Raw genomic sequence first — 16,040 nt, 5'->3', positions numbered from 1 at the left:
TCTCATACCCCCACTTGATTCATCAGTAATGATAGATTGATATGGTCTTTTACCATATGTAGAACCGTTTCTTTCGTCACGTTGGCAAGCTTTGGCGTAATCCCTAAAACCGGCACACCGCATAAGCGTTCAATCATCTCAGGATTGGTTTTTTCATCTTGATCGGGAGAATCACTGATTCCATTGATGATAATTCCGGCGATTGGAAGTCCCATGCTTTCTGCATATTTGACAGTTAAAAAGGTATGATTAATGGTTCCAAGGTGCGGACGCGCCACAATAATCATGGGAAGCTGTAACGCTTTTATGACATGACTGACCAAATAATCCTCTCCCAATGGCACAGAAATACCGCCCGCACCTTCTACGATGAAGCATTCATGTTTTTCTTTAATCCGCTCCCAATGGCTTAAAACCTCTTCCATGCTGACAGTCTTTCCCTCGAGTTTCCCTGCAACGTATGGTGCAAGGGGCGCTTTGAAGGCAAAAGGCGTAATGTCTTCATGAGAGAGACCGGTCTGCGACATGTCTTTCAGCAGACTTGTATCACTATCTGGATGATGGCGCGATATACCGCTTAGAAATGGTTTATACACCCCAACATCTTTGTTATGTTCTCGCAATAATGCGGCGATTCCGCTGGATATAACCGTTTTCCCCACTTCTGTATCTGTTCCTGTCACAAAAAAACCCCTCAAATGATGTGCAGCTCCTTTCCGATTGAATGAAATGTTTGCAGCAAATGATCAATATCACCCGTACTGTGATCCGACGTGATTGTGATTCGAATCCGGCTTTCACCTGGCGCAACGGTCGGCGGCCGAATGGCAGGAGCATAAATTCCCTTGCCCTGCAGCTTTTCAGAAAATATGACCGTTTTATGGGCATCGCCGATGACCACGGGAATAATCGGCGTATGATCTCCTTTCACGGCATAACCCATATTCTTCAGACTGGTTCTGATCATGCTGATATAAGAAAATAAAAGCTGCCGTTTTTCCCTGCTGGCTTCAATCATGTTGAAAGCCTCGTGAGCAGCCGCACAGCTGGCTGGCGGAATAGCGGTTTGAAAGATAAATGTTCTGGCATGGTTCAGCAAAAAGTCGATGGAGACCGCTGATCCTGCCGCAAAACCTCCTTCCGCGCCAACAGCCTTGCTCAAGGTGCCGATCACAATGTCGGGACAAACACCAAAATATTCACTCGTTCCTCGCCCTGAATCACCCAAAACTCCTGTTGCGTGGGCATCATCAACGACCACGAAGGCATGATAGCGTTTCGCAAGCGAGATGATCTGGTCAAGAGGAGCAATCGTGCCATCCATGCTGAATACTCCGTCTGTTACGATAAAACGGCGCTGATAACGCTGCGTTTCATTCAGCTTGTTTTCAAGATCATTCATATCAATATGCCGATAAACAACTGTATCAGCCTTAGAAAGTCGGCAGCCATCGATCAGACTTGCATGATTGAGCTGGTCACTTAAAATGACATCTTCCTTTTCTGGCAAAGATGAAAGGACACCGACATTGGCCAAATAACCGCTCGAAAACAATAGCGCCGCTTCTGTCCGTTTAAAGCAGGCAATCTTCTTTTCTAGCTTTTCATGCCAGATCGAATTGCCCGTCGTTAAACGTGAGCCGCTACTTCCTGTCCCAAATTGCTGCAATGCTGTTTGGGCTGCATCGATCAAACGTCTATCGCTTGCGAGTCCTAAATAATTGTTTGAGGACCAGACCGTTTGATTCTTGCCATCAATGTTCCTCTCCGGAACCGGAGCTCCATCCATTGACCGCAGGTTACGATGTACGCCGGCTTCCTTCATTCTGTCTAACCGCTCGTTCAGCCATGAATCAATCTTCAAGACTCGTAACCTCATGGATCGCTTGTTTCATAATGGCAACCATTTCCTCGAGCTCCTCAGCTGTACTGGCGAGAGGAGGCAGAAATGCAATCACGTCCCCAAGCGGCCTTGTCAGCATTCCCAGCTCTCGCATTTTTAAGGAAACTTTGTATCCAACCCGCCGATCAGCCGGATAAGGCTCTTTGGTATCCTTCGACTGAACAAGCTCTGCACCGCACATAAAGCCAAGCTGCCGAATATCTCCCACGTGAGGAAGAGCATGCAGATCTTGAAGAAGGAAACGAAGCTGTTCACTTTTTTTCGCTACTTGTTCCACAATGTTTTCAGATTCAAATAATGCCAGATTTTCAAGCGCAACTGCACACCCAAGCTGATTGCCTGTATAGGAATGGCCATGGAAAAAGGTTTTTAGGTTTTCATAATCATCATAGAATGCCTTATAGATGTCTTCCGTGGCAAACGTAACAGCAATTGGCAAATAGCCTCCTGTAATGCCTTTACCTGCAGCCATCAGATCAGGCTGGACATTCTCGTGCTCGCACGCAAACATTTTTCCTGTACGGCCAAAGCCTGTAGCAACTTCATCAACAATCATTAAGACATCGTATGTTGTACACAGCTCTCGCACCCCTGCCAAATATCCTTCCGGCATCACGATCATACCGGAAGCCCCTTGTACCATTGATTCTATGGAAAGCGCGGCAATTTCCTCGTGATGTTCCTTAAGCAGCTGTTCGAGCTCTTTCAGGCACTGATCACGGCACTCATCAGGATCACCGCTTTCAGAGCGATACACATAAGGAATCGGAGCCTTGTAACTCTCGAACATCAACGGGCCGTATACGTGGTGGAACAGTTCAATTGAACCAACACTGACGGCGCCAATCGTATCACCGTGATACCCGTTTTTCATGGCGATAAATTTTTGTTTTTGGGGCTTCCCGATGTTCTTCCAATACTGAAACGCCATTTTTAAGGCTATTTCCATCGCTTCTGCACCGCTGTCTGAATAAAAGACCCGCGTAAGCTTTTTTGGGCTGATGTTGATTAATGCTTCAGCAAGCTGGGTTGCAGGAACGTTGGTCATGCCTAATAACGTGGAGTGCGCGATTTTTCCGAGCTGCTTTTTTATGGCGTCATCTAATTCCTTTTTACGATGCCCGTGGACATTTAGCCAAACTGAAGAAAAACCGTCATAGTATTCCTTGCCGTTTATGTCTTTGACTTTGATTCCCTTGCCGCTTTCGATGATTAAGGGGTTTTCATCATAATCTTTCATTTGGGTAAATGGCAGCCAGAGATGTTTTTTACTTTTTTCTATCAAATCATGAGTCATAATCTTCCTCCCACTCTATTAAAATAGGCTGTTTCTCCAGATCATGTATGTACGTGGTTACATCTTTGACGCCATCAATAAAAAAGACTCGGCAGCCCGCTTCAGCTCCATATTCTTTCATTGCTGTAATACGCTGATAGCCCAGTTTTTTACCCGCAACATAGCCTGTTATGTAATCTGGATCATCCGACCAGCATAATTCTGCAATGGCTGCCGGGTGCCAGCTTACCTTTGAAGCAAGCGCAAGGGCCTCTTTTATTCTTGAATGTGCCGGCACGTGACTGCGAAGCGCCCATTTTTCAAAATTAACGTCCGGCCAGTCCATTCTGGAGACCCGCACGCCTTTTTCTTTTGTTTGATCCATTCGCCTGCCTGTGTGAATATCAAACAGCACCGCTCCCCTGACATCGGACCATTCAGGGATTTGTTCATATGCTTTGTCAATCACGTCTCGTGAAACGCCTTCTTTTTCCAATAACAATCGGGCGAGCTTTTGTCCTTCTTCCGGGGAGCTCACTTCATTCGTATGAACAGGCAATGGCTGAATGGTTTTTATCGGTTCATGAACCTCTTCAAATTGAATTTGCATAAAATCAGGTTTTCCTCTTGAATGGGATAACCCTTTTTCTAATAAGGCATTGACTGTACGCTTCATCTCATGGAAAGGAATAAGCCGTTCTCCGCCGGATATATGCTTTCCGCCGTCTTCATGAGATCCATTCACAGAAGCTCTCATTCTGACACTATAAAGTGTTTCTTCTTGCATGTTTCCTCGCCCTTTCACTGATAACTGAAGAACGTATATCACATCCTATTCTAATTGTTAACCATTTATAAATAAAAGTTAACAATTAGAATATTATTATTCACATACGATTCTGTCAATATAGGAATTGTAGGGCCGGTCCCTGAAACGAGCAAAAAAAGACCGTTTTACAGTAAAACGGTCCTAGCCTTAGATGTCTATTCCTCTGCGTTTTTTTTGATTTCGATACTTGATGAACAGGCCGATTCCATTGACCATCATCAGCCCAAAAATCGTATTGCCTAACGGTGCCCAGCCATTCTCACCTGTGAATAATAAGGACAGGGCCACCTTCCCAACAAGTGTCACATTCAATAGGATTAAACCAAATACAAGTGACCGCTTCCAGAAAGCAGCCAAAATAAAACCGAGAAAAACCAGCATGAAAGCAATTGTTAAAACAGCCGAGACCGGACTGCTTAAAAGCATTTGCTCGAATTCCAGCACTTTTTTCATTTGCAGATCAATCTTCTTAGGTTCCGGAAACCAGACCATACTGCTCATCATCAATACAAAAGTGACGAGGACACCTTTCCAGCTGCGCTTATACGCAGCATAAACCAATACTAATAAAAAAAGGGGTCGAATATACCAGCTGAATGGATTGAGATGCCGCCGGAAAGCCCAATCCATTATGTCTTGTCATTCCATTGGTTCCACTTCCCTCGCTTCAATTCTGCGCCTTTCCGCCTGTTTCCTGTAACCGTCACAGCCATGTTTGCAAAAAACGGACTGCTTTATGCCTCATGACTGCTGTTTCGAAATGTCCTGAAGCAGAACGGACCACCCGGTAGCAATCAGAAGCTCCCTGTCCAGCATATACATCTGCCAGTTCTTTTTCGATTTTGTCCACGCCCTCGGCCGGCGTTAACCGATCGTGTATTCCAACAAGACTAAGGTGCGGGCGCGGCGCGATCAGGCTTTGGATCTCCGATGCGGAAAAATGCTTTGCAAGCGATGGAACGTAATAATAAAAGCCGTGCCTGTCAAGATTCTGTGTTTTGATCAGCACGTGATGATCTACCTGGCTGCACAAATCAACACACACCTTAATCCGGTCATCGAGCGCAGCTGTCCACCACGCCATCAACCCTCCCATAGACATGCCGATGGTACCGATCCTGTCAGGCTGAATATCAGAGCGTGACTGCATATAATCTAACGCTCTTAAACTGTCATAAATCATCATCCCCCACATCACTTTTCCGGTCAGGAGCATTTCTTTAAAAATCTCGCTTTCCGCTTTTCCCCGCCGATCTCCAAATCCCCAATGATCAATCGCAAGCACGCCGTATCCGAGAGAAGTAAGCTCATCAGAAAAAGAAGGCGTTTTCAAATAATCCGCTCCCTCAATCAGTTCACTTTTCCCCCTGTCATACCGTCCCCCATGTGAATGCTGAAACAATACGGCTGGGCAAGCTCCTTCTGTTATCCTCGGCTTCACAAAATAAGCGGGCACCTTTTCAAGTCCATTTAAATCGAGCAGGAGCGTTTCAACGATATTTTCTCCTCTTTCTTCAATACGTAATGTCTCAACACTTATTGGCCTCCGGTCAGGCAAATCACCAAGCAATCGAAACAGTTGCTCTCTTCTTTCAGCTCTCATCCCATCACCCTTCCTTATTCGCTTACTTCACATTTACGAGACAGATCTGGGTTCCCCTTTATTTTTCCAAAACAATTCACATATTTTACTAAATATTTAGTAAATATAGTGAAATATTCTGAAATTAATTATTGTAACCGCTTACTTTCATATGATAGTATCAATTTATCAAAAACAGGTGAGTTAATATTTTACTAAATAGATGAGAGGGATTCCCATGGTTCGTATTAAAGATATCGCTTTGAAAGCTAATGTTTCCAGTGCAACTGTTTCCAGAATTTTAAATGAAGATGAGTCGCTTTCTGTTGCGGGCGAAACGAGACAAAGAGTCATCAATATCGCTGAAGAGCTTGGTTATCAAACCGTTGCCAAACGCCGAAAAGCCCGTGGGCAAAAACCGCGGGCCCAGCCGCTGATCGGCGTGCTGAGCTGTCTGTCCCCTGATCAGGAAAGGCAGGACCCTTATTTTTCTTCCATTCGCAAAGGCATTGAAAAGGAATGCTTTGAACAGGAAATTTTTATTACAAACTCAATTCATCTCGGCTCCTTTCAGGAACATATCTTTCGGGAATTGAATGGTGTCATTGTCATCGGCCGTGTTCATGATGAAGCGGTTAAGCATATTAGCGGAAAGCTGGAGCATGCCGTATTCATCAATCATTCTCCTGATCCGCAAGCATACGATTCGATTAGCATCGATTTTGAATCGGCTTCACGCCAGGCGATTGATCACCTTTTCGACTTAGGCTACAAACGGTTAGGCTACATTGGCGGACAGGAAAAAGAGCATACGCTGAAGGACGGCCAAAGCATTCGCAGAACCATTGAAGACAAACGCCTCACCGCTTTTTTGGAGTCAGCCGCCCCCCAGCCTGAGCATGTGCTGATTGGAGAATACAGCATGCGTGAGGGCTATCGCCTGATGAAAAAAGCAATCGCTCAAGGCCATCTGCCTGAAGCATTCTTTATTGCCAGCGATTCCATGGCGATCGGTGCATTAAAAGCGCTCCAAGAAGCCGGGCTGCAAGTGCCGCGGGATACTGCAATCGTAAGCTTTAACGGGATTGAGGAAGCTGAATTTGCCAGCACGCCTTTAACGACGGTGAAGGTATACACAGAAGAAATGGGCCGGACAGGCGTAAAACTGCTGCTTGACCGTCTTAAGGGACGAACCCTTCCCCACCATGTCACCCTGCCCACAACATTAATCGTAAGACAAAGCTGCGGATGTACAGCTAAGGAGGTGACATAAGCAAATATTCATCACGATGATAAGGAGGAAAAGATGAAACACACTTTTGTTTTATTTCTCTCTCTTATTCTGCTTATTCTGCCCGGATGCTCAGCAGAGAAAAGCTCAGAAGATACCGCAAAAAAGACGTTAACCATTTATTCCACAATGTCAACCGACAGTGAAAGAGATACGTTCAGAAAACTGGCGGCAGCATTCGAAAAGGAACACAGTGACATTCATGTCAGCCTTCATTTCCCAGGCAATGACTATGAAAATATGATGCGTGTCAGAATGGCGGCCAATGATTTGCCTGATTTATTCGATACACATGGCTGGGGGAAAATCAGGTACGGAGAATATACAGCGGATCTCCGGAAGATGGAATGGACTCAAGATCTCGATCCCAATTTAAACAGCATCCTCAAAAATAAAAGCGGAAAGGTGTATGCCTATCCGATCAATCAGGCAAAAGACGGCCTGGCGTATAACCGTAATATTTTAGACCGTTATGGCATTGCCCCGCCGGAAACCATGGATGACTTTATCAAAGCGCTGAGAACGATTAAAGAAAAGAGTAAGGGAAAGATTGTGCCCTTCTGGTTTGCCGGCTATGACAAAAGCTCATTCGCTCAATATTACGACCAATTCGCTACACCTCTTCTCATCACAGACCCTGCCCATAATGAAAAAAAACAGCTCATCAACGGCACTTTTCAATGGAGTAAATTCACTTATTTATCAGAAACCCTCAAACAAATGCAGAAGGAAAAATTGATGAATATCGACGCCGTCACGGCAAAAAAATCACAGCTTATTGAATTAATGGCCCAAAACAAAATCGCCTTTACAATGCAAGGCGGCACACTCGGCCAAGACGTTGCCCAGATCAATCCGAACGTCAAGGTCGGCATTATCCCGACACCTGCCATACATCCCGGTGATGACCCAATATGGATTGGCGGTGAACGCTACACGCTTGCAGCATGGAAAGATTCGCCTCACTTAGAAGAGGCAAAAGAATTTATCGCATTTATGGCCCGCCCGGCCAATGCCAAACAAATGGCTGAGGCCACATCGCTTCCTTCAGGGCTGACCAATGTGAAGGCTGATATTTTCTACGCAAATGATTATGAGCATTATCAAAATGTCAAAGTTGAGCCTTACTTCGACCGTTTATACTTGCCAAACGGAATGTGGGATGTCCTGGGCACGGTCGGACAGGAGCTTACGGCTGACATTTTGGCGCCTCAAGATATTTCGAAGAAGCTGGGAAGAGAATATAAACGACTTCGGGAGCAATCGGAAACACAGGGGGCTGAAAACAATGAGTGAGATCGCAAGGGACGTTCATGTGAAACAGGTTAAGCCAAAAAAGCAGTCCTCACTTTGGTGGATGTACATTCCTGCTTTGCTTTCCGTTCTGGTCTTTATGATTTACCCGTTTGTGAAAGGCACATTGATTACCTTTACAAACTGGAACGGCTTTTCACAAGTCTACCAATGGGTAGGATTCGCGCAATATGAAAGGCTGTTTTCTGACCCTGACACGTGGCACATCTTAAAAAACACCCTGCTTTATGGGCTTGGCAGCACTTTTTTTCAAAATGTGGTCGGGCTTCTGTACGCTCTCCTCTTGAATCAAAGCATTAAAACGAAAGCGCTAACAAGAACAATTGTCTATTTGCCGGTGATGATCAGTCCGCTCATTATGGGCTACATTTGGTACTTTTTCTTCTCCTATGACGGAGGCGCGCTCAACGATTTGCTCGGTGTCTTCGGCATCAGCCCTATTAATGCGCTCGCCAGCCCATCGCTCAATCCATGGATTATTGTCATGATTAACACCTATCAATATGTCGGGATCGCTATGGTTGTCTACTTAGCCGGGCTGCAAAGCATTCCGAAAGATTACTATGAAGCAGCACAAATGGATGGCGCGAAAAAAGGCCAGCAGTTTTTCACCATCACGCTGCCGCTGTTAATGCCCTCCATTACCATTAATATGGTCATTAACATTATCGGAGGCTTAAAGCTGTTTGACGTCATCATTGCGCTCACCGCGGGCGGTCCCGGAAATGCATCACAATCCATGTCCACGTTTATGTATGATTTGTATTTCAAGCGACAGGATGCCGGCTATGCTGCAACACAAGGCATATTTATGGCATTTGTCATTTTGATCATCAGCTTTTGCGCGCTTGCGTACTTTAAAAGAAAGGAGGCGGAAATGTCATGAGAGCCGCCCGTTCAAAAAACACGCGGATCATTACGCTTCTTGCCGCCATTGTAGCCTGTGCGCATTTTATTCCCTTTTATATTCTGCTGACTACTTCATTGAAAGCAAAAGGAGACTACAGTTCGAAATGGATATTTCCAGCCGACATCTCCTTTCACAATTTTTCAGAGGCGTGGGAGCGTGCTTCGCTAGGAAACTCTTTTATGAACACCATGATCATCACAGGTTTTTCTGCCTTGTTATTAATTATATTCGGCTCACTTGCCGCCTACCCGCTTGCCCGGAGGGAAACAAAACTGAATAAAGCCGTTTTTGCCTTGCTGATTTCCATTATGATCATCCCTCCGTTAACATCCATGGTCCCTTTGTACCGAATGGTCGTGGACGCCGGAATGGTCAATACACACGCCATCGCCATTTTGATCAATACAGCGGCTTACATGCCGTTAACCGTATTCTTGTATTCGGGCTTTATCCGATCGACCATTCCAAAAGAGCTTGAAGAAGCCGCAAGAATTGACGGCGCAGGGATGCTGAAAATCTTTTTTACGATTGTGTTTCCTCTGCTGAAGCCGATCACTGCAACCATCTGTATTATTTCTTGTGTTTTTATATGGAACGACTATCAATTTGCCATTTTCTTTTTACAAGATCAAAAGGTTCAGACATTAACAGTAGCCATGGCAGGTTTTTTCGGAGAAAACGCCAACAACCTGCATTTAGTTGCCGCAGCGGCGCTTATGGCAATGCTGCCAATGGTTGTTCTGTTTTTGGCGCTGCAAAAATACTTTATTGCCGGCCTGTCTTCCGGAGCAGTAAAGGGTTAACACTAAAGGAGGAAGCATTATGAAAAAGATTACATTTATCGGCGCAGGAAGCACGATTTTCGCCAAAAATGTGTTGGGTGACTGCCTGTTAACAGAGGCACTGAATGGGTTTGAGTTCGCGCTTTACGACATTGATCCCAAACGCCTGCAGGAATCCCAGCTCATGCTCGAAAATCTAAGAGACCGCTATAACCCGAGTGTGGCGATCAACAGCTATGATGACAGAAAACTTGCCTTGCAAAACGCAGGCTATGTCATCAATGCGATTCAGGTTGGAGGTTACAAACCAAGCACAGTCATCGATTTCGAGATTCCTAAACGGTATGGGCTGCGCCAGACGATCGCCGATACAGTCGGCATCGGCGGGATATTCAGATCTCTCAGAACAATCCCGGTTTTATTTGACATCGCAAGAGATATGGAGGAAATGTGCCCGGATGCGTGGTTTTTAAACTATACAAATCCTATGGCTTCTCTTACAGGCGCCATGCTCCGCTATACCAATATCAAAACAATCGGGCTCTGCCACAGTGTCCAAGTGTGCACGAAGGATTTATGTAAAGCTCTCGGGATGGAGCATGACGGAATTGAGGAACGCATTGCGGGCATCAATCATATGGCTTGGCTTTTGGAAGTCAAAAAAGACGGCGCGGATTTGTATCCAGAAATCAAAAGGAGAGCGAAAGAAAAACAAAAAACAAAGCATCATGATATGGTGCGGTTTGAATTAATGGATAAGTTCGGCTATTATGTCACAGAATCATCCGAACACAACGCAGAGTATCACCCGTACTTTATTAAACGGAATTACCCTGAACTGATCAGCGAGCTGCAAATCCCGCTCGACGAATATCCGAGAAGGTGCGTCAAGCAGATTGAAAGTTGGGAGAAAATGCGGGATGACATTGTCAACAATAAAAACCTTACGCACGAACGCTCAAAGGAATATGGTTCTAGAATTATAGAAGCAATGGAAACAAACGAGCCATTCACCTTCGGAGGAAACGTCTTAAACACAGGACTGATCACCAACCTTCCTTCAAAAGCGGTTGTGGAAGTGACATGCGTCGCCGACAGAAAAAAAATTACACCGTGCTTCGCCGGAGAACTGCCTGAGCAGCTTGCAGCCTTAAACCGGACGAATATTAATACACAGCTGATGACAATCGAAGCGGCTGTCACACGGAAAAAAGAAGCGGTTTACCAAGCTGCAATGCTTGATCCGCATACAAGTGCGGAGCTTTCCATGAAGGACATCATTTCCATGTGTGACGATTTATTTGCAGCACACGGCGATTGGCTTCCGGAATACAAATAAAAACTAGGGGACCGCTCTCCCCTAGTTTTTTGGTTTTGTTTCGCCTTCCCAGGCCATCATGCCGCCTTCAACATTGACTGTTTTAAAGCCTTGCTCATCCAGGTACTTGCAGACGTTCATGCTGCGCATTCCTGAGCGGCAGATAAATACGTATTCTTTGTCTTTATCAAGGGTGTCCATTTTTTCAGGAATATCCCCCATGCGAATATGAACGGCTTGCGGGATCATGCCTTCCGCTACCTCTTCATCTTCTCTGACATCAATTAAATATAATTCTTCGTCCGCCTCAATTTTTTCTTTCAAAGCGGCTGTGCTGATTTCTTTTATTTCCAAAGAAAACACTCCTATTCACAGTGATCATGTTCAGTATATCAAAGTCAGCTGAACGATTGCTATTCTGAGACTGATGAAAAAAATCCCCTTTTGGCAAAGGGGATTTTTTCTAGGCTTAGTTTGCCACAATATTGACAAGCTTGCCAGGCACCGCGATGATTTTCCGAATCGTTTTGCCTTCAAGCTGCTCTTTGACCTTTTCATCAGCTTGAGCAAGCTGTTCCAGTTGTTCTCTCGTTGCATCGGCAGGAACCTGTAATTTCGCTTTTACTTTTCCGTTCAGCTGAACAACGATTTCAACTTCATCATCCACAAGTTTTGTTTCATCATATTCAGGCCAAGCTTCGTAGGCAATTGTGCCGGAATGGCCAAGCTTCTCCCAAAGCTCTTCCGCTAAGTGTGGCGCGACAGGAGAAAGAAGCTTCACGAAGCCTTCCATATATTCTTTCGGCAGTTCTGTTGCTTTATACGCTTCATTAATAAAGACCATCAGCTGGGAAATACCCGTGTTGAAACGAAGGCCTTCATAATGGTCTGTGACTTTCATGACTGTTTCATGATACACGCGCTCCAATGTTTCACCAACGCCTTCAACGATTTTGCCATTAAGCTCACCGCTGTCTTCAACGAATAGGCGCCATACACGGTCAAGGAAACGGCGCGCGCCGTCTAATCCTGATTCAGACCAGGCGATTGAAGCATCAAGAGGTCCCATGAACATTTCGTACAATCTCAGTGTATCAGCACCGTGAGAGGCCACGATTTCGTCAGGATTGACAACGTTCCCTTTAGATTTACTCATTTTTTCGTTGTTTTCGCCGAGAATCATTCCTTGGTTGTACAGCTTTTGGAACGGTTCTTTCGTCGGCACTACGCCGATATCATAAAGGAACTTATGCCAGAAGCGGGCATACAGAAGGTGAAGCACGGCATGTTCTGCACCACCGATATACATATCGACCGGAAGCCATTTTTCCAATTTTTCTGGTGATGCCAGCTGATCCGGATTGTGCGGATCAATATAGCGCAAGAAATACCAGCAGCTTCCCGCCCATTGCGGCATTGTATTCGTTTCTCTTCTTCCTTTTTTCCCTGTCTCAGGGTCTGTGACTTCCACCCACTCTTTAATGATCGCAAGCGGTGATTCGCCCGTTCCGCTCGGTTTGATTTCATCCGTTTTCGGCAAAATCAGCGGCAGCTCCTCTTCCGGGACAGCTGTTGACGTTCCGTCTTCCCAGTGAATGACCGGAATCGGCTCGCCCCAATAACGCTGGCGGCTGAAGAGCCAGTCACGAAGGCGGTACGTCACTTTCTTCTCGCCGTTTTTCGTTTCTTCCAGCCAAGCGATCACTTTCTCAATCGCTTCCTGTTTGTTAAGGCCGTTCAGGAAATCAGAGTTCACATGCTCGCCGTCGCCTGTGTAGGCTGCTTCCTCAACGTTCCCGCCTTTTACGACTTCCTTCACCGGAAGGCCGAATGTTTTGGCGAATTCAAAATCACGCTCATCGTGGCCAGGAACAGCCATGACAGCACCTGTTCCGTATGATGCAAGCACATAATCAGCAATCCAAATCGGCAGTTTTTCTCCGTTTACAGGATTGATCGCATACGCTCCTGTGAATACGCCTGTCTTTGTTTTTGCAAGATCCGTACGCTCAAGGTCACTCTTTGATTGAATTTCTTTGATATAAGCTTCAACAGCTTCTTTTTGCTCAGCCGTTGTGATGTTTTCCACCAATGCGTGTTCCGGAGCAAGGACAGTGTATGTAGCGCCAAACAGCGTATCTGGTCTTGTTGTAAACACCGTAAAGGATTCATCATGCCCATCTATAGCAAAATGAACGTGAGCGCCTTCCGAACGGCCGATCCAGTTGCGCTGCATATCTTTAATGCTTTCCGGCCAATCAAGCTCTTCCAAGTCTTCAAGGAGCCTGTCCGCATAGGCTGTGATTTTCAGCATCCACTGCTTCATTGGGCGTCTCTCTACCGGATGGCCGCCGCGTTCGCTCTTGCCGTCAATGACTTCTTCGTTAGCAAGAACCGTACCGAGTGCAGGGCACCAGTTTACAGGCACTTCGTCAACGTAAGCAAGGCCTTTTTCATAAAGCTTTAAGAAAATCCATTGCGTCCATTTGTAATATTCAGGGTCAGTCGTATTGATTTCACGATCCCAATCATATGAGAAGCCAAGCGCTTGAATTTGGCGGCGGAAATTATCAATATTCTGCTTCGTAAACACAGCGGGGTCGTTCCCTGTGTCAAGCGCGTATTGTTCAGCCGGCAGGCCGAATGCGTCCCAGCCCATTGGATGAAGGACATCGTATCCCTGCATACGCTTCATGCGGGACAGAATATCCGTTGCTGTGTATCCTTCAGGATGGCCGACGTGCAACCCAGCTCCAGACGGATAAGGGAACATGTCCAGCGCATAAAATTTTTGTTTTTCATTATTATCAAGAGTGGCAAATGTTTTGTTTTCAAGCCAATATGTTTGCCATTTCTTTTCTATCTCTTTGTGCTGAAAACTCAAAGTAAAAACCTCCTTCTGATTGAATACGGCGTGTATGGTTCAAGTATTGACGGGAAGGAGAGGACTATATTCAGAATATTCCCAAACTAAAAAAAACTCCCTCATCCCTAAAAGGGACGAGAGACTTTCGTTTTCCCGCGGTACCACCCTCGTTAGCGCGGCATACACCGCACTCACTTGATACTTTTAACGCAGTTATGCGTCAGCGGCTTTTCACCGCTGCAACTCTGAGGTGAGTTCGGAAACAAACTTGATTGACTTTCACCAGCCGTCAACTCTCTGCAACAATATCTGTTTCTTACTGCTCCTCTTCATTGTTCTTATCGCAACCGTAATCTAACTGTATTTTATAGAATTCTGTTCATAAGTGCAAGCAGGTTTGTATACAATGGGAATGTACCCTGAACGGGCGAAGATTGAGGACAATTATTCGGGTGGAGTTTTGGTTTGACGTTTGGACTCGGCCGGTTCGCCGCCGCTGTTCATTTCTCTCACAAAGTCAAAACTTCTGAGAACAGCTTCACCGCCGTAGCCTGAGATAATGGATAAGATGACAAGTTGAATTCCTGAATCGGGGTCAGCGGATAGTACAAGTAAAATGGAAGCTGTCATTCCGATAAACCAATCTTCCAAAAATCCAAGGTAGATAAACCGCTTCGTCATTCTGGGCTTCTCCAGCCTGCCTCTCTTTTTAACGTGACCGAGAATCCCCATGATTCCTCCAATTACACAAGCAATAAGTACCTGATGCAGCATCTTCATCATCACCTTCCTAAAGCCCTTATTTCGTAAAGCGACTTCAGGCCATCCAGCCCCCTTAAACGATTCCGATGATTTTCGATATCTACATACTGGCAAATCTGAAAAAAGCTTGTTTCTTCCATTATATGTGAACACATGATCGGTAAGCTTGATGCATTAGATTCATTTTTCACCCAGTGACATTGACCTAGTCACCTATTTAGCATGTCGAAACCTTTCCGTTCATATGTTCAAATTCTGTTCTTATTTTTAGTGTATACGAGGACAAGCCCTAATGACAAACAACAAACTGCGCTTGCTTGAATCAGAACATGTGTTGTGCTAGGGTTACTGTAGAATTCATTTTAAAAAAGGGGAATATCAGGCTTTCGCATAGCAAGCTGACGGCCTAAGGGGGATTTATATGGCTAGTTTTCAATCATTTGGGATACCAGAACAGCTGGAAATCATCAAAAAAGCGCTTGATCACGCGCGAGTCGGTGTGGTAATTACAGATCCCGCACTTGAAGATAATCCTATTGTCTACGTCAATCAAGGCTTTGTTCAAATTACCGGCTATGAGGCCGAGGAAATTTTAGGAAAGAACTGCCGCTTCTTACAGGGGAAACACACAAACCCCGCTGAAGTAGACAACATCAGAACCGCTTTACAAAATAAAGAGCCAGTCACCGTTCAGATCCAAAACTATAAAAAAGACGGAACGATGTTCTGGAATGAATTAAATATTGATCCAATGGAAATAGAGGACAAAACGTATTTTGTCGGAATTCAGAAAGATATCACCGAGCAAAAAGAGTATGAAAAACTTCTCGAGGATTCCCTCACAGAAATTACTGCACTTTCAACTCCTATTGTCCCGATTCGCAATGGCATTTCGGCTCTTCCGCTAGTCGGAAACCTGACAGAGGAGCGATTTAATTCCATCGTTTGCACATTGACGAATATCTTATCAACATCCAAAGATGATTATTTGATCATTGATTTATCTGGATTGGCCCAAGTGAACGAACAAACGGCCGACCAAATTTTCAAGCTGAGCCATCTGCTGAAATTGACCGGAACCGAATTAATCATTACCGGCATTAAGCCTGAATTGGCCATGAAAATGAATAAACTGGATGCCAATTTTTCGTCGCTGAAAACATATTCAAATGTAAAGGATGCCGTTAAAGTGCTTCCGATTATGTAA

15 protein-coding genes and 1 other annotated feature are annotated in these 16,040 nt (G+C 45.2%); of the genes, 6 read left to right on the top strand and 9 right to left on the bottom strand.

The annotated features are described in order from the left end of the window. Nucleotides 1-2: 2 nt before the first annotated feature. The 6 genes from bioD to QA442_RS06775 all read right to left on the bottom strand — a co-directional run bounded on the left by bioD (nt 3) and on the right by QA442_RS06775 (nt 5,611). Nucleotides 3-698 (bottom strand): dethiobiotin synthase, encoded by a 696-nt coding sequence (gene bioD, locus QA442_RS06800; RefSeq protein ID WP_095432460.1) that lies wholly within the window; start codon nt 696-698, stop codon nt 3-5. Next, complete coding sequence (gene bioF, locus QA442_RS06795; protein WP_014665048.1) at nt 695-1,864, bottom strand: 8-amino-7-oxononanoate synthase; 1,170 nt, start codon at nt 1,862-1,864, stop codon at nt 695-697. The genes bioD and bioF overlap by 4 nt, the downstream gene beginning before the upstream one ends. Further along, a complete protein-coding gene (bioA, locus tag QA442_RS06790; protein WP_095432461.1) occupies nt 1,854-3,200 on the bottom strand; it encodes an adenosylmethionine--8-amino-7-oxononanoate transaminase in 1,347 nt (448 codons plus the stop codon). Before bioA ends, bioF begins: the two co-directional genes overlap by 11 nt. Continuing rightward, the gene (bioW, locus tag QA442_RS06785) at nt 3,190-3,966 is read right to left on the bottom strand and encodes a 6-carboxyhexanoate--CoA ligase (protein ID WP_095432462.1); all 777 of its coding nucleotides are present in this window, start codon (nt 3,964-3,966) and stop codon (nt 3,190-3,192) included. Before bioW ends, bioA begins: the two co-directional genes overlap by 11 nt. 189 nt (nt 3,967-4,155) lie before the next feature. Beyond that, complete coding sequence (locus QA442_RS06780) at nt 4,156-4,638, bottom strand: hypothetical protein (protein WP_252408514.1); 483 nt, start codon at nt 4,636-4,638, stop codon at nt 4,156-4,158. A 73-nt stretch (nt 4,639-4,711) separates the two neighbouring features. Then, nucleotides 4,712-5,611 (bottom strand): dienelactone hydrolase family protein, encoded by a 900-nt coding sequence (locus tag QA442_RS06775; RefSeq protein ID WP_095432463.1) that lies wholly within the window; start codon nt 5,609-5,611, stop codon nt 4,712-4,714. Between the two features lie 217 nt (nt 5,612-5,828). Here QA442_RS06775 and QA442_RS06770 point away from each other — a divergent pair, with 217 nt between their 5' ends. Genes QA442_RS06770 through melA form a run of 5 tightly spaced genes read left to right on the top strand, consistent with a single transcriptional unit; the run spans nt 5,829 to nt 11,226 of the window. Then, a complete protein-coding gene (locus QA442_RS06770; protein ID WP_071581115.1) occupies nt 5,829-6,863 on the top strand; it encodes a LacI family DNA-binding transcriptional regulator in 1,035 nt (344 codons plus the stop codon). A gap of 33 nt (nt 6,864-6,896) precedes the next feature. Continuing rightward, complete coding sequence (locus tag QA442_RS06765; RefSeq protein WP_095432464.1) at nt 6,897-8,177, top strand: ABC transporter substrate-binding protein; 1,281 nt, start codon at nt 6,897-6,899, stop codon at nt 8,175-8,177. Further along, the gene (locus tag QA442_RS06760) at nt 8,170-9,081 is read left to right on the top strand and encodes a carbohydrate ABC transporter permease (protein WP_069150108.1); all 912 of its coding nucleotides are present in this window, start codon (nt 8,170-8,172) and stop codon (nt 9,079-9,081) included. The genes QA442_RS06765 and QA442_RS06760 overlap by 8 nt, the downstream gene beginning before the upstream one ends. Then, a complete protein-coding gene (locus QA442_RS06755) occupies nt 9,078-9,908 on the top strand; it encodes a carbohydrate ABC transporter permease (RefSeq protein ID WP_069150109.1) in 831 nt (276 codons plus the stop codon). Before QA442_RS06760 ends, QA442_RS06755 begins: the two co-directional genes overlap by 4 nt. A 19-nt stretch (nt 9,909-9,927) precedes the next feature. Beyond that, nucleotides 9,928-11,226 carry an alpha-galactosidase MelA gene (melA, locus tag QA442_RS06750; protein ID WP_095432465.1) on the top strand — a complete coding sequence of 433 codons (1,299 nt, stop codon included), beginning with the start codon at nt 9,928-9,930 and terminating at the stop codon, nt 11,224-11,226. A gap of 21 nt (nt 11,227-11,247) precedes the next feature. Here the strand turns inward: melA and QA442_RS06745 are convergent, their stop codons facing one another. The 3 genes from QA442_RS06745 to QA442_RS06735 form a co-directional block, all read right to left on the bottom strand. Continuing rightward, nucleotides 11,248-11,559 (bottom strand): rhodanese-like domain-containing protein, encoded by a 312-nt coding sequence (locus QA442_RS06745; RefSeq protein WP_014665058.1) that lies wholly within the window; start codon nt 11,557-11,559, stop codon nt 11,248-11,250. 115 nt (nt 11,560-11,674) lie between these two features. Then, complete coding sequence (gene leuS, locus QA442_RS06740) at nt 11,675-14,089, bottom strand: leucine--tRNA ligase (protein ID WP_095432466.1); 2,415 nt, start codon at nt 14,087-14,089, stop codon at nt 11,675-11,677. A 109-nt stretch (nt 14,090-14,198) separates the two neighbouring features. Next, nucleotides 14,199-14,413, bottom strand: a binding site (T-box leader). A gap of 102 nt (nt 14,414-14,515) precedes the next feature. Continuing rightward, nucleotides 14,516-14,851, bottom strand: a complete 336-nt coding sequence (locus QA442_RS06735) for a DUF4257 domain-containing protein (RefSeq protein WP_003223352.1) — start codon at nt 14,849-14,851, stop codon at nt 14,516-14,518. A 403-nt stretch (nt 14,852-15,254) separates the two neighbouring features. Here QA442_RS06735 and ytvA point away from each other — a divergent pair, with 403 nt between their 5' ends. Next, on the top strand, nt 15,255-16,040 hold the full coding sequence (ytvA, locus tag QA442_RS06730) for a YtvA family blue-light photoreceptor (protein WP_014665061.1): 786 nt from the start codon (nt 15,255-15,257) through the stop codon (nt 16,038-16,040).

The sequence above is a fragment of the Bacillus stercoris genome (assembly GCF_029772985.1).
Classification (GTDB): domain Bacteria; phylum Bacillota; class Bacilli; order Bacillales; family Bacillaceae; genus Bacillus; species Bacillus stercoris.
The sequence above is the reverse complement of the archived record's forward strand: the minus strand, read 5'-3'. Positions and strand labels throughout refer to the sequence as shown.